This is a genomic window from Joostella sp. (genome assembly GCF_048266025.1).
GTDB lineage: Bacteria > Bacteroidota > Bacteroidia > Flavobacteriales > Flavobacteriaceae > Galbibacter > Galbibacter atrarenae.
The window spans coordinates 717,934-733,463 of sequence record NZ_JBLXAF010000001.1 but is presented as its reverse complement, the minus strand read 5'-3'; the positions used below and the strand labels follow the sequence as shown (position 1 = coordinate 733,463).

Below are 15,530 nucleotides of genomic sequence, written 5' to 3'. Positions count from 1 at the left end.
TCTTTTATAACTAGGTTTTCATGGGCATAATCCATATATCATTCTTATAATTAACGCTTGTGCGATACGAATTTTTGGCTCCTTGCCAAGTATCATATTTACTTAGGTACACATACTTATAATTATTTTTTGGATTGATAAAAATATTTGCATCATAACCTTCACTCTTTAATTCTTTTAAATAGCGCTTGGCATTCTCTTCATCAGAAAAAACATTAGCTATTAAGTAATATCCTTTATTAGGATTACTAGTAATATCATTATCTACGGCAATAGCTTCCTCTACAAGATTAATGTGATCCGATTTAAATATACGGTTAACATACCGATTGGTACATTGAGATAATCCGTTGTTTAAAATAGCTACTTCCGTATTGATATTTGGGTTTGTATTTTCTTTATTAAAAATAGGTTCAGTACTATTGTCTGCATGAGCATATGCTGTATTAGACATTGGCTTCTGTTGAGATGCATTATCGTTTTTAATATTCATTACCCATACATCTCCATCATATAAACCATTAAACTGAGAAGCATAGGCTGCATTAGCATCTGCTACAGATGAGTATCTTTTTATATACACATATTTCAAATCGCCCTTCTCAAAATAGCCGGCAGAAATTCCTTTACTTTCTAAATCTTGAAGAAACTCGTTAAGGTATTTATCGCTTTTAAAAACGTTGGCAATAACGTAAGCTCCATTTTCTACGTCGGTTAGGTTGGTAGTAGATGTTACTAATTTTTTAGTAGCGCTTACGTTAGTTTTGCCACGCTTCGGTTTTGGGGAAACCTCATTATTATTTACGGTATTTGCTTTCGCATAGGAACGCTTATTAGCAGTCCCAATATCATTATAATCACTGTTATATTTTGCTTCCGCCTTTTTGTAGGCATCATTATCTATTTCTTTCATCATAGCAACTGCACGAGCTTTTACTTCTTGCTCATTACCTTTGCCCTTGTTATCATTTACATACTTAATTATATATGCAAAACGCTTATTAATGTCGTTCTTTCTAGCTTCTTCCATCGAATCTTGTTTGAACATCATCTCATCTATGATCATGTTATTTTCTGCAACTAGATTTCTGAGTCGTGCTATTTCTGCATCTTTATCTGTAATTGTGTCTTGAACTTCTTCATTATCTACTAAAAGTAGGTTTTCATCTTCCTCTAAATCTTCAAAAACACGATTTTCACTAAGTGTAGGCTGGAATGAATATGCAAAGTTTACCTCATGAGTAACACCAAAATTTGAAACTTGTCCGCTTATACCTTTTTCAATAGTATAACCTAGAGAAAGTCTGTTTGTAATATTAAATCCTAAACCAGCAGCCAGTCCGTAGTAATCATCATATCCTGTTTGAACCCATCCTAATTTTGGTAAGTCTAGAATGATACTTCCAGATAAATTTAGGTCTTCTTCTCCCACTCTTCTAACTCTTGTCAAAGCAGATAATCTAGCATCTTTCATAATTCCAGATCCATTTTCAAACCGATTGGTATACATTAAGTGACCCGTAAAAGTTTTATCTTGGAAATCGGTAAGAGATTCGCTTGTTCTTAAGTTATAATCAAATGCATTTTCAGCATAAAAACCAACATCAAACTTCCCTATAGAAAGGTTGATTCCTGGTTGAAAAGATATCAAAGAACCATCTTGTAAGTTTGCAATGGTTGGATCATCTGGCTGAGATGAATTGATATTACCTTTATCTACACCACTATTATAATAAGAAACATTAAAACCAAAAGTAAGATTACTTATTTCGGACAATCGTATTCCGTATGCATAATTTGCCATCACACCAAAGTTGGCAATAGTTCCAAAACGTTGATGATAAACGCTTAAACCTAATCCAGAACGATCGCCTATTCTTCCTGAATAACTTCCTAAATAAGTTTGATAATTATCATCAAAACTTACCCATTGATTTCTATGATAAAGGTTTAAATATGAATTGTCTTCATGTACGGTAGAAAAGGTTGGATTAATAACGAAGCGATTAAACTTTAATAAGTTTTGTGCAGGGATATTAATAGAAGCCACAGGCGCATCTTCCTGTGCGGAGACACAGAAAGATGACAGCATAAGTAGGATTAATATGAACCTGTATTTCATTCTTTTTATTTAATTACAGTTATGGTTCCTTGCTTCAAAGTTTCTTTACCTTTTGTTATTTTATAGTAGTAAATAGGCGGTCTACCACCAGAATAGGTAATACTTGAAGACTCAGGCCAGTTATTTTGATAATCGTTTGTTGAATAAACAGGAGCCCCTGATTGTTCGTATATGTTTATAGTAATATTTTCTTGATATGCATAAGAGCTAGGAATAATCCATAGATCGTTATAACCATCTCCGTTTGGAGTAATTACATTTGGCACCACCAAACTAACAACGTCTGTTACTGTTACCTTTTTTGATACTTGACAATCGCCAACCGATACCAATACTATATATTCTCCAACTTCAGATAATGTTACCGAAGCACCATTACTAATAAGTTCATTCTCGGTATTAAACCATTGATAAGAATCTCCTCCAGCAGCTGTAACTACTTTACTATCTCCTTCTGGAATTGCTATAGTTTGTGAAGCATCAATAGTAACTACAGAATCGTCAAATTGATTTATTATATATTCATTTGAAGTAACAGAACAACCGTACGCAGCTATTTCTAACTGATATGTTCCTGAAAGATTTGTAGTGAAACTTGGTGATGACTCTGTTAACTCCACACCATTACGATACCAAACATATTTATATTCGCTATTTACTACGGAAGAATTTATTTCTATCATTTCGCCATTTTCACAAGTAACCGTTCCCGTTCCTGTTAATACTGGTGATTCTTGAACTCCTAATTTCACATCAAAAGTATTTGATGTAACTGCTATTCCACCTTCTAAAGTTATGCTTAATGAATATGCTCCACTAAGTTTCACATCAGAAACAGTGATGCTTGATCCTGTTTCTCCAGCAATAGGATTGTTATTATATACCCATTGGTATTTAGCAGATGTTAATGCTGATTCTGGTAAAACATATGGTGTTCCATCGGAGTCTGTAGTTTCTACATCTCCAAGAATAAGACTTACTGAATTACTTTGGCAAGCAGTATAATTTTCAGCAGCAATAGAAGCCGTGTAATCTGTTGGTTCCGTAACAGTAATAGCATCTGTTGTTCTGCTTGCGGTACAACCTTCTTCTTGTGTGATCTTTGCATAATAATCACCACCTACAGAAACTAAAAGCTTACTATTTGTTTCATTAGCTAATAAAGTACCATTTCTATACCAAGCATATGTTGGTGATACTGCATTGGTATTTGCAATTATTTCTATCGTTTGCTGTGGCAAAACCATAGTTCCTTGTGGTGTCTCTAAAGCAAGATTAAAGCTCCCAGCATTTATTTGAACGACAGATGTTTTCTCATTACACCCTCCCGGTCTTTCAATTTCTACATAATAATCTCCCGCAAAACCTGGGTCGTTACCTTTTACTTCTAGCGTATTGCTATTATTTTTGACTATAAGTTCATCGTTTTTATACCATGCATAAATTACCGTTTCATCAACAAGATCGGTAGTTAATGTATAAGTTTGATCTTCGCAAAGCGATACTTTCTTAGCCCCTATTAATTCAACACCAATGGAGTTTTCTATATAAACCTCAACCAAATTTGAAGCTGTAGAAGTAGAACAATATGTACCGTAATCTATTTCTGCGAAGTAAATTCCAGGTTCAGACACTTCTATTGAAGGGCCATTTTCCCCTGGAAGTAGCGACATATCCTTGTACCAGTTGTAGGCACCTTCATTTGGATAATTATCAACTTCAAGATAAACGGTAGTAGCTTCACAAACGGAAGCTTCTTCAAAATTATTAACTACTAAAGGCTCGGAAACGTTAAGGAAATATGCCCCAAAAGGATTACTTTCTGGACTTACCTGTTTCGGATTTGTACTGCGAACGCGAACTTTGTAATTCTCGCCACGTACATCTTCGGGCATTGCGAATTCAAAACTAAACTCGAATGTGGTGTTTTTGTCACTTACACTTGCAAGTGTTCTTGGAGAATTAAAACTTCCATCTGCACTAGAAAGTTCTATAATAAACTCGTTGTCGGAAGCTACGATTGGAGTAGGATCCCACTTAAATTGGACTGTAAAACTATTAAAGTCTTTGGATGAACAAGCATCTGAGAAACCTAAAATAGGCTTCTTTAAATCTTGCGCTTGTGCAGTTGTAACTCCCATAAGGAGAGACAGTAGGCAAAGACGAATAGAATTTTTGGGTAAAGGTCTATTCATTAGTTCATTTTTTAATTTGGGCAATCACAAAGTAACAACTTTCTATTATAGAAAACCAAAGTTATTAGATTTTTTCAACACTTCTGATGTTTTGTGGTGAAACGAGCATTTTTATATGTCTAGAGTGTCTTTAGTAAAGTTATCCACAATTAGTATTCAAAAGATACTAATCGGTTTGTAATATTATCCCCACAAATACAGCGGTTTTTAGAAGTTTTTGCTTTTCATCAATTAAAAGAAAAACAGCTTTAAAATTGTTGATAACTCGAAATTTTGAGGTTTAAAAAATGAAAAATAAGCTCTTTTTGCTGATAAATTCTTGTTTAAAACAAAAGGAATTGATTTATTTAACGAAATTTCATACCTCCTGACGGAGTTCCACTATTTAAATAGGGATGAACATTAAAAATCACTGTAAAATTTACGTAATTTTGCAAGCATAAGTTTTATATAAAATGGCAGAAGAAGAAAAATCATTAAATTTTATCGAGCATATTATTGAAGACGACATTAAAGAGGGCTTCGATAAGGAGAAATTACGTTTTCGTTTTCCTCCTGAACCAAATGGTTATTTACATATAGGGCACGCAAGTTCTATATGTTTAAACTTTGGTCTTGGAGAAAGATATAATGCTCCTGTAAATCTTAGGTTTGACGATACAAATCCAGCCAAAGAAGAACAAGAATATGTAGATGCTATTAAGCGAGATGTAGAATGGCTAGGCTATGAATGGAAAGAAGAGCGTTATGCATCCGACTATTTTCAGCAATTATTCGATTGGGCTGTAGAATTTATTAGAAATGGAAAGGCTTATGTTGATAGTCAGACTTCAGAAGAAATAGCAGCTCAAAAAGGAACTCCTACAACTCCTGGAACCGACAGTCCATACAGAAATCGTTCCGTAGAAGAAAACTTAGACCTTTTTCAACGTATGAAAAATGGGGAATTTGATTCTGGAGCACACGTATTACGTGCTAAAATAGATATGAGCTCTTCAAATATGTTGATGCGAGACCCAATTATGTATCGTATTCTACACAAAGCTCATCACAGAACAAATACCGATTGGTGTATTTATCCGATGTACGACTGGACGCATGGAGAAAGCGATTATATAGAGCAAGTATCTCACTCCTTTTGTACCTTAGAATTTGGGATGCACCGTGAATTATACAACTGGTTTTTAGAACAAGTTACAGAACCTTCTAAAGTGCAACCAAAACAGCGCGAATTTGCTAGAAGAAATTTAAGTCATACTATTGTTAGTAAGCGAAAATTACTTCGTTTGGTAGAAGAAGGTGTTGTAAACGGTTGGGACGATCCAAGAATGCCAACTATTTCTGGACTTAGAAGAAGAGGATATACTCCTGAATCTATAAAGAATTTTGCTAAAACTATCGGTATTGCAAAAAGAGACAACCTTATTGATGTTTCTTTATTAGAATTTCATGCACGTGAAGATTTAAATAAGAAATCGCCGCGTATTATGGCTGTTTTAAATCCTCTAAAGGTTGTTATAACTAACTATCCTGAAAATACCGATGAGTATATTGAAACAGAGAATAATCCTGAAGCAGAAGTACTTACTTACAGAAAAGTTCCTTTTTCAAGAGAAATATACATTGAACAAGAAGATTTTAGAGAAGAAGCAAACAGAAAATTCTTCCGTTTAAAATTAGGAGGAGAGGTTCGATTAAAGGGTGCTTACATTATAAAAGCTGAAAAGGCTATTAAAGATGATGAAGGTAATATTATAGAAGTTCATTGTACGTACGATCCGTTGAGTAAAAGTGGAAGTGGAACAGAAGAAAGCCAACGTAAAGTAAAAGGTACGCTACATTGGGTTTCTATACCACACGCAACAGAAGTAGAAGTGCGCCAATATGATCGCTTATTTACAGAAGCAGAGCCAGACCGACATGAAGGAAAGGATTTTATGGAGTTTTTAAATCCAAATTCACTTACTGTAATTAAAGGGTATGTAGAGCCTAGTATTAATACTGCGGAAGCTGGTGATCATTTCCAATTTCAGAGAATAGGTTATTTCAGTGTAGATAAAGATTCTACAAAAGACAATATTGTTTTTAATAAAACAGTAGGACTTCGCGATAGCTGGGCAAAATTAGATAAGTCCTAAAATAAATATAAATTATATTCTAAAAGCATCCTTTATAGGGTGCTTTTTTTATTTCTTTAACATACAGTGTTAATAATAGGCTAATTACAGTATTTTATTCGTAAAATTCTCTCATTTTATGTATCTTAGATACTATCAATTAACACATATTATAAATTCAATTCATACAATTATGTCAAGCAACACAGGAAATACACTATTAGCATTATTAACAGGAGCAGCAATTGGTGCTGGGATAGGTATCTTATATGCTCCAGAAAAAGGTGATGTTACAAGAAAAAACATAAAGAAAAATGCTAAAAAGACTCAGAAAGAGTTAGAAAAACAGCTAAAAAAAACAACTTCTCAATTAGGAAGTAAAGCTGATAAGGCAAGAGTAGAGTTTGAAGCTAAATTGGAAGACACATTATCTACAATGAGCTACAAAGCAGATGATATTCTTGTAGCACTAGAAGAAAAGTTAGAAGACTTAAGATCTAAAAATGCAAAACTTCAAAAGGAAGTAAGTAACGCAACAAAATAGACAATATTTTATGTCTTTAAACAACATATCAGATAACGTGGAAGGTCTTAATAAAAGCGCCCAAGAATTCTTGGAAACTAATTATGACTACTATCGTTTAAGTGCATTTAAAAAATTAACTAAAGGGACTACTTCAATGATTACTTTCATAATCATTGGAGCAATCCTTTTTGGAGCCATGCTTTTGCTTACTTTTTCCATCGCTTTATTTTTAGGCGCTTGGTTAGATAACTTAGGATTAGGATTTTTAATCCTTGGGGCTTCTTACATTCTAATTGCTGTAATTGTTTATTATGGCTTTAGAAAAACTATAGAGAGAAAAGTATTAATGAAAGCATCTAGCGACTTTTTTGACGAAGATTAGATCTTGAAACAATCTAGATTAACGTCTTAAATCGCTGATTTAAATATTAATACCAACTTATTTTATAACACTAAAAAAATATGAAAGTTTATACTTCTTTTGAAGAGATTGATAAAGACCTAAAGATACTCCGTCTTAAGAAGGATATTTCTAAGGAGGAAATCAAATTGAACTATAACGGTTTAAAAGAAGATCTTGGGTTTTTAAGTGTGGTTGGTAAGGCTGCAAATTTTGTTATTAAAAATGTACTCGCCTTAAAACTATCAAAGAAACTCTTCAAATAAAAATATCTTCCCAAGCTTAGATTACGTTGAAGATGATGTAGAAGGAAGAAAAAAGGGTTGTTGAAATTAATTTCAACAACCCTTTTTGTTTTCTAAGTATTTGACTTAAAACTTATTTCTTCTTAGCGTTCCCGTTATCTTGTTCTTCACGTTGGCGCTTCATCGCCTCCCCTATCTGATTACTTGCAGAAAAAGAAGCAACCATATTATTCAACATATCACTTCCAGCTTGTGGCGAGTTTGGTAATAAAATAAGATTACTATTCGTTTCCTCACCAATAGATTGAAGTGTATCATAATGTTGGGTAACAACAATCAATGCAGAAGCTTCTTGAGAATTGATTCCTACTTTATTTAGTACTTCTACAGATTCTTCTAATCCACGAGCAATTTCACGGCGTTGATCGGCAATACCTTGTCCTTGAAGTCTTTTACTTTCTGCTTCCGCTTTTGCTTTTTCTACAATTAATATTCTAGCAGCATCCCCTTCAAATTGAGCAGCTATTTTCTCGCGTTCTGAGGCATTAATTCTGTTCATAGCTTCCTTAACCTGTGCATCAGGGTCTATGTCTGTTACAAGCGTTTTAATGATGTCATAACCGTAATCTAGCATCGCGTCTTGTAATTCTTCTTTTACGGCAATCGCAATATCATCTTTTTTCACAAAAACATCATCCAACTTCATTTTAGGAACTTCAGCACGAACTACATCAAATACATAAGAAGTAATCTGCTCATGTGGATATTCTAATTGATAAAAAGCTTCATATATTTTACTTTTTAGAACAACATATTGCACAGATATTTTAAGCTTAACAAAAACATCATCCAATGTTTTGGTTTCTACAATAACATCTAGTTGCTGAATTTTTAAGCTCAGACGACCAGCAATACGATCTACTAAAGGAATTTTTAAATGTAATCCGGAATTACGAATACTGTGAAATTTTCCGAAACGTTCAACAGTTACAGCAGTTTGCTGTTTCACCACAAAAAAGGCGCTAAAAAGAATAATTATTCCAAAGAATGCAATAGGTATTAAAAAATACATAGGATATAAAATTTATCAAGTTTATTCATGTAAAGTACAAATAAATAGAGAATTTTACACGGATAGCTAGAAAATAATTTATACTGAAAATTTAATAAAAGACTTTTCTTACTTCTGAAGGAATTATAAAAATAAACCCCAATCGTAAAACGAACACAATTGGGGTTATTTATAAAGTAAAAACTATCTGTTTATCCTAAAACCGCTACAGCTTTGTGTAAACGATTCACTGTTTCTTGTTTTCCTATAAGAGAAATAATATCAAAAACATGCGGTCCTTTTAATTCCCCTACCAAAGCTAGACGTAAAGGAGCCATTATTTTTCCGAAACCTAATTCTTTATCGGCAATCCATTGTTTAACTACAGCTTCAATGCTTTCAGAAGAAAAATCGTCGATACCATTAATCACCTCCGCTAATTCATTCATATACTCATTGGTATTTTCCTTCCATTGCTTTTTACTAGCTTTTTCATCATACGATGATGGAGCTACGAAGAAAAAGTTACTCAGCTCCCAAAAATCAGAAACAAAATTAGCTCTTTCTTTTATTGAAGCAACCACTTTTTCTACAAATTCTAAAGATAAAGAAGTACCCGCTTTTTCTACTTCAGCAGAAATGGCTTCATCACTTTTAATAATTTCTATAAAATCTTCAGCTAAACGCTTATCTTCTTTTTGTTGAAGGTATTGGTGATTATACCAATTGGTTTTATCAGGATCAAAACGTGCTCCAGATTTATGAACCTTTTCAAGTTCAAAAGCATTTATTAATTCATCTAAGCTAAAGATCTCTTGTTCTGTTCCTGGATTCCATCCTAAAAATGCAAGGAAATTAATCACAGCATCATTAAAATAACCATCTTGTTTATATCCACGTGAAACATCGCCAGTTGTAGGATCTTTCCATTCCATAGGGAAAACTGGGAAACCTAATTTATCACCATCACGCTTACTTAACTTACCTTTTCCTGTTGGTTTTAAAATAAGTGGTAAATGAGCAAATTGAGGCGCTTGCCAATCAAAAGCACGATATAATAATACGTGTAATGCCATAGACGGTAACCATTCTTCTCCACGGATAACGTGAGAAATTTCCATTAAATGATCATCTACAATATTAGCCAAATGATATGTAGGCATACCATCACTTTTAAATAATACTTTATCATCTAAAATATTGGTATCAATTTCGATATCACCACGAATTATATCTTGCAGATGTAACTTTTCATCTTGAGGAGATTTAAAACGAATAACATGATCTTCACCAGCAGCAATTCGTTTTTCAACTTCTTCTGAAGAAAGTGCTAACGAATTATTGAGTTTCAAGCGATTATGCCAATTATAAATAAATGTTTTTCCTTGAGCTTCGTGTTCCGAACGATGTGCATCTAATTCTTCAGCAGTATCAAAAGCATAATATGCCCAACCTTTTTCGATTAACTGATCGGCATAAGCTTTATAAAGATTCTTACGTTCACTTTGGCGGAAAGGTCCGTATTTCTCTTCTATTTCATTAGAAGAACCTGGTCCTTGATCAAAAGGAATATTTAACCATTTCAACGAATCTATAATATATTGCTCAGCTCCTTCTACATATCTATTTTGGTCGGTATCTTCAATTCGCAAAATAAAATCTCCACCGTGTTTTTTGGCAAACAAATAATTAAACAAAGCAGTTCTAACACCACCAATATGTAGCGGTCCTGTTGGACTAGGTGCAAAACGCACACGCACTTTTGTACTCATCACTTAAATTTTTGGCAAAGATACTTCATTTCAATTGAGTAACGAAGTTATCTTATAATGATGTTGGGCAGCTAAGAATTAAAATTCTATAATAAGAAACATATACATGCTAACTATAGCAATGAATTAACTCGAAAAGCGAATAATTAAAAGAAAGAAAATAACATAGAAGCGTGAACATAAAAATGTAATAATTACATTTATAGAGAAAATTAACCATAACAACCAATAAATATGATGAATCGCCTTTGTTTTTTATTGCTATTTAACACATTAGTATTCCAAAACTCATATTCTCAGGAACAAAAAAGTGATCTCAAACTTTGGTACAATCAACCCGCTAAAAAATGGTTGGAAGCACTGCCAATAGGAAATGGAAGGTTGGGTGCAATGGCTTTTGGAGGTGTAGAAACAGCGCAATTACAACTTAATGAAGAGAGTATTTGGGCTGGAGCTCCAGAAAATCCTTATCCAAAAAATATAAAGTCAAATTATAAAGAATACCAACGCCTTAATCTTGAGGGAAAATATGACGAAGCAGCAGCATTTGGGAAGAAATATTTAGCAGCTTCTCCAACTTCTATTCGTTCTTATGAGCCTTTAGGGAATGTATTTTTAAAATTTAATCATGGTGATTCAGCAACCAATTATAAGCGAGAATTAAACATAGAAAATGGTATTAATACAGTTACTTATACAATCGGGGAAAATAAATACAGACGCCAGACATTTATTTCTAGCGCTTATGATGTTATTTTTTATCAGTTTGAGGTTTTAGAAGGAAATGCCACTTCTTGCGAAGTACATTTTGAGAGAGAAAAAGATATTAAACAAGCCGTTATAAATAACAATACGATTTCAATTACAGGTCAGATATATGACGATCCTGAAGGATATGATGACAATGCAGGAGGTTCTGGTAAAGGTGGTTATCATTTAAAATTTGCTTCTGATGTAAAAGTAATTACTTCTTCTGGCGAAGTAAGTGAAGGACTAAATAACAGTCTTCAGATAAAAGACGCTAAGAAGTTTACCCTTATTATTGGTGCCGCAACAAACTATAATTTAGCGCTATTAAATTTTGATGATTCTGTAGATGCAAATAAAATAGTGCATGAAACTATTAAAAATGCAAGTGATATAACTTTCGAAGCGGCTAAAAATAAACATATTCCAACCTTTTCTGAACTAATGAATCGCGTTGAGTTTAATCTTGGAGATTTTACAGAAGATACAATCCCAACGGACATCCGATTAAAGAATATAAATGAAGGTAATTCTCATCCGTATCTAAATGTACTTTTCTTTCAATATGGACGGTATTTACTAGCAAGTAGTGCTGCTTTTAAAGCGAAATTACCCGCTAATCTTCAAGGAATATGGAGCAATGAAATGTGGGCAGCTTGGGAAGCCGATTTTCATTTAAATATAAATTTACAAATGAATTATTGGCCAGCTGATGTTACTAACTTATCAGAAACTTTTGTGCCGCTAACCAATTATATGGAACGCTTGGCAGAAGCAGGAAAAATTACTGCAGATAAGTTTATTGGTTCTAAAGGCTGGGTAGCCCATCATGTGGCAAATCCCTATGGAAGAACTACTCCCTCTGGATCCACAATTGGTTCACAAGTGGCAAACGGATATTCATTTCCTTTGGCGGGAGCATGGATCTCTTTATCATTGTGGAGACACTACCAATACACAAAAAAAATTGATTATTTGAAGAAAAATTATCCAATAATTGAAGGGGCAACACAGTTTATTCTGGACTTTTTAATCGAAAATAAAAAAGGAGAATTGGTAACTTCTCCTTCCTATTCTCCAGAAAACAGGTATATCGACCCAGAAACGGGAAAACACTATACAAATACAGTAGCTTCTACAATAGATATTGAAATTATTAATGATATGTTTTCCACCTGTTTAGAAGCTGAAAAAATACTTGGAATTAATCATCTTTCAGATAAAATTAAAAAAGCATTACCAAAATTACCAGAAATTAAAATTGGTAAAGATGGGACAATCCAAGAATGGTATTATGATTATGAAGATGTAGATCCTGCTCACCGCCATGTTTCTCATTTGTATGCTTTATATCCATCAGATCAATTTGCGCCTAGTAATACTAATTACTTTAATGCGGCTAAGAAAACTATTGACAAAAGATTAGAATCTGGAGGTGGCCAAACTGGATGGAGCCGTGCTTGGACGATCAATTTCTATGCCCGTTTATTGGATGGAAACACGGCTTTACACCATGCAAACGAGTTACTAAAACATCAAGTAAGTCCTAATTTATTTGATTTAATAGGAAGGAGAGTTTTTCAAATAGATGGAAACTTAGGAACCACAGCTGGGATAGCAGAAATGTTAATGCAATCTTATGAAAAAGAAACAATTAGACTGTTACCTGCACTTCCAGATTCTTGGGATAAAGGAAGTATTTCTGGATTAATAGCTCGTGGAAATTTTGAAATTGCCATGAATTGGGAGCACAATAAATTAACTTCTTTTACCATAAAATCAAATGATAAAAATTCTATTTCAGTGATTTATAATGATAAAAAATGGGATTTGGATTTTGAAGTTAATGAAACCAAAATTATGGAGGTAGAATGATTTATATTCAAATGAATAATTACAGAAGCTAAAATTAATTTTAGATAGAGAACCAAATTACAAAAAGGAGCGCAATCGGTATAAATAAACGATTGCGCTCCTTTTTTATTAAAAGAATATTTTTAGACTTAACCTTTAAGGATCGATTTTGGAACTCCCCCTTTATTAAGCAACAATGCAGTAGTTTTATACATTACATAATTTTTGGTAACATATAAATAACCATTATAGTCATTTTTTGTACCCCAAGAATTTTTAATAATGTAGTATTCTTTATTGTTTTGATCCTTCGCTTTACCTACAATTTGCATAGCATGATCGTCTGTTGTAGAATAATTATCAAACGCTTGTTGTCTTAATTCTGGCGTAATTTTTAATTCTTCTTTAGGTCCATTAAATAAGGTTTCGCGCTCTTCTGGAGTCATCTCAGAATATTCTATTTCTGGAACATATGCGATTCCATTTTTCCAACTAAAATATTTCTCACTTACATCTGCAGCCCAACCAACGGTATAACCATTATTTAGAGCATTATCAATCGTAGAAATTAAATCGTTTGTACTTACATTATAAGCATAATCAAAGCTCCAATTATCTGGAACTGCTAAAAAAACATCTTCATAAAGAGGCTCATTTGGAATGGAAGTTAATTCGATATACTCATCTGCTTTTACTCCAATAACCTCATTAGCAAAACTTTGTGGAGTATACGTTTTCCCTTTATATTCAAAAGATTCTGGAACTTGCCCTAAATAACTATCTAAAACAGCAGTAAAAGCAGTAATCCAATTTGGCGTTAATTTTCCGTTTTTATTCTGAATAACACCGTCTAATAAACCTTTTAATGCAGATTGCATCTCTCCAAAACGATTGGTATCTGTACCGTAATTTAATCCGCTGTAAACTTCTTGCGGAAGTGCTCCATATTTTTTGTAAATATTGATAACGTCATGAAGCTCTCCTCCATCTCCCCAGCCTAAATTTCCGTGCATACGGACATAATTTTTAGCCTTTTCAATATAAACACAACGTGCGGTATATATTTCTGAAATATCCACAGGTTGTTTCCCTTCACGGATCATTTCAGATTCTAAAAAAGAATTTCCGGAGTAACTCCAGCATGTACCGCTACTACCTTGATTTTTAACGGATGTTCTTTCCAAATTAACAATGGGTTCGAATATAAAACCTTCTTTGGCCGTTAAACTTGCGTTTCCATCTAGCGATTTAATAAGATCGTCTTGGGCTTGTACTCCAACCGAAATTACTGCAGCCGCCGCTGCTACGATAAACTTATTCATGGGTTATAAATTTTAAACGAAGCAAGGTACCGAATAAATAAACACTGTATTCTTAAAATTTTTGTAAGAATGTTATTATTGGAGTCGATGTTATTTAACTAGTTTCTGATATATTTTTTGCCCTATTTGAAATAAAAATAATGCTACAAAACCAACAATAAAACCAACAAGGAAATCTTTAATAATACCTGGTACCGAAGGGTATAAATCATGCATAAACTCAATATGATTAAAAATTCCTCCTGCAACCAATAATAAAGCAATGGTACCAATAATACTAAGCGCTTTAATCACTTTTGGTAAAGCATTTACAAGCAACTGGCCGAAGTTATGTAAAAAACTAGTTTCACTTTTGCTCTTTGCAATTAGTTTATAACCTGCTTCATCCATTCTTACTATTAGTGCTACAATACCGTAAACACCAACCGTTGCAATAAGTGCTATAACACTTACCACAAGAATTTGCTCCAAAATAGGTTCTTTAGTTACTGTACCTAAAGCAATGATTACAATTTCTATGGAAAGGATAAAATCGGTTACAATGGCCGACTTAATACGCTCTTTTTCTACTGCTAAAATTTCCGCTTTTGTTTGAACTTCTTTAAGTTCTTCCGTTTTTGAATTATGATGAGGAACGAAGTAATGATATATCTTTTCTGCTCCTTCAAAAGCTAAATAAACACCCCCAATTATTAAAATAATATCAATAGCCAAAGGTAAAAATGCACTCAATAAGAAAGCAATAGGCAGAATAATCAGTTTATTTAATAAAGATCCTTTGGTAATTGCCCAAAGAACAGGAATCTCTCTTGATGACGCAAAACCAGAAGCTTTTTCTGCATTTACAGCTAAATCGTCTCCCAATATTCCTGCTGTTTTTTTAGCAGCTATTTTACTCATTGCAGCTACATCGTCCATGAGTGTAGCGATATCGTCGAGAATTGCAAAAATTCCTGATGCCATATTTTAGAAATTAAAATTCTGTATAAAAATAGAGTTTTATTTATTTGAAAACCAAACAAGGCCTTCGGTTTTGTTTTTATACTCAATTTATCATCAATAGAGATCTTATAAAACCACCTAAGCGATAGCTATTTTCTAACTCGCTTAAAATTCATAATTTACATTAAATATTTTTTAATCGATTTTTATTACTTTCAAAAGTCATAAAATTTAAGC

Annotated in this window: 11 protein-coding genes; 5 read left to right on the top strand and 6 right to left on the bottom strand. The window is 33.2% G+C overall.

The window, feature by feature from the left end:
* Window positions 1–10: 10 nt before the first annotated feature.
* Both ACN0TY_RS03155 and ACN0TY_RS03150 read right to left on the bottom strand, forming a co-directional pair.
* Window positions 11–2,122: a PorP/SprF family type IX secretion system membrane protein gene (locus tag ACN0TY_RS03155; RefSeq protein WP_417443332.1), complete on the bottom strand. Its 2,112-nt coding sequence runs from the start codon at window positions 2,120–2,122 to the stop codon at window positions 11–13.
* Window positions 2,123–2,127: 5 nt separating this feature from the next.
* Window positions 2,128–4,317, bottom strand: coding sequence for a gliding motility-associated C-terminal domain-containing protein (locus ACN0TY_RS03150; protein WP_417443331.1), 2,190 nt, complete (start codon window positions 4,315–4,317; stop codon window positions 2,128–2,130).
* Between the two features lie 455 nt (window positions 4,318–4,772).
* On the opposite strand from ACN0TY_RS03150, the gene ACN0TY_RS03145 reads away from it, so the two are divergent.
* The 4 genes from ACN0TY_RS03145 (at window position 4,773) to ACN0TY_RS03130 (ending at window position 7,626) form a co-directional block, all read left to right on the top strand.
* Window positions 4,773–6,455, top strand: coding sequence for a glutamine--tRNA ligase/YqeY domain fusion protein (locus ACN0TY_RS03145; protein WP_417443330.1), 1,683 nt, complete (start codon window positions 4,773–4,775; stop codon window positions 6,453–6,455).
* A 172-nt stretch (window positions 6,456–6,627) separates the two neighbouring features.
* Complete coding sequence (locus ACN0TY_RS03140) at window positions 6,628–6,978, top strand: YtxH domain-containing protein (RefSeq protein WP_236957591.1); 351 nt, start codon at window positions 6,628–6,630, stop codon at window positions 6,976–6,978.
* A gap of 10 nt (window positions 6,979–6,988) precedes the next feature.
* Window positions 6,989–7,342: a phage holin family protein gene (locus ACN0TY_RS03135; RefSeq protein ID WP_236957590.1), complete on the top strand. Its 354-nt coding sequence runs from the start codon at window positions 6,989–6,991 to the stop codon at window positions 7,340–7,342.
* Between the two features lie 80 nt (window positions 7,343–7,422).
* Entirely contained in the window at window positions 7,423–7,626 is a 204-nt protein-coding gene (locus tag ACN0TY_RS03130; protein ID WP_236957589.1) for a DUF6327 family protein, read from the top strand.
* Window positions 7,627–7,738: 112 nt separating this feature from the next.
* Here ACN0TY_RS03130 and ACN0TY_RS03125 read toward each other — a convergent pair whose 3' ends face one another.
* On the bottom strand, window positions 7,739–8,677 hold the full coding sequence (locus ACN0TY_RS03125; protein ID WP_417443329.1) for an SPFH domain-containing protein: 939 nt from the start codon (window positions 8,675–8,677) through the stop codon (window positions 7,739–7,741).
* A gap of 191 nt (window positions 8,678–8,868) precedes the next feature.
* Window positions 8,869–10,428, bottom strand: a complete 1,560-nt coding sequence (gltX, locus tag ACN0TY_RS03120) for a glutamate--tRNA ligase (RefSeq protein ID WP_417443328.1) — start codon at window positions 10,426–10,428, stop codon at window positions 8,869–8,871.
* Window positions 10,429–10,662: 234 nt separating this feature from the next.
* On the opposite strand from gltX, the gene ACN0TY_RS03115 reads away from it, so the two are divergent.
* Window positions 10,663–13,050, top strand: a complete 2,388-nt coding sequence (locus ACN0TY_RS03115; RefSeq protein WP_417443327.1) for a glycosyl hydrolase family 95 catalytic domain-containing protein — start codon at window positions 10,663–10,665, stop codon at window positions 13,048–13,050.
* A gap of 128 nt (window positions 13,051–13,178) precedes the next feature.
* Here the strand turns inward: ACN0TY_RS03115 and ACN0TY_RS03110 are convergent, their stop codons facing one another.
* Window positions 13,179–14,351, bottom strand: a complete 1,173-nt coding sequence (locus tag ACN0TY_RS03110) for an aminopeptidase C (protein ID WP_417443326.1) — start codon at window positions 14,349–14,351, stop codon at window positions 13,179–13,181.
* Between the two features lie 90 nt (window positions 14,352–14,441).
* Window positions 14,442–15,314, bottom strand: coding sequence for a DUF808 domain-containing protein (locus ACN0TY_RS03105; RefSeq protein ID WP_417443325.1), 873 nt, complete (start codon window positions 15,312–15,314; stop codon window positions 14,442–14,444).
* Between the last annotated feature and the right edge of the window lie 216 nt (window positions 15,315–15,530).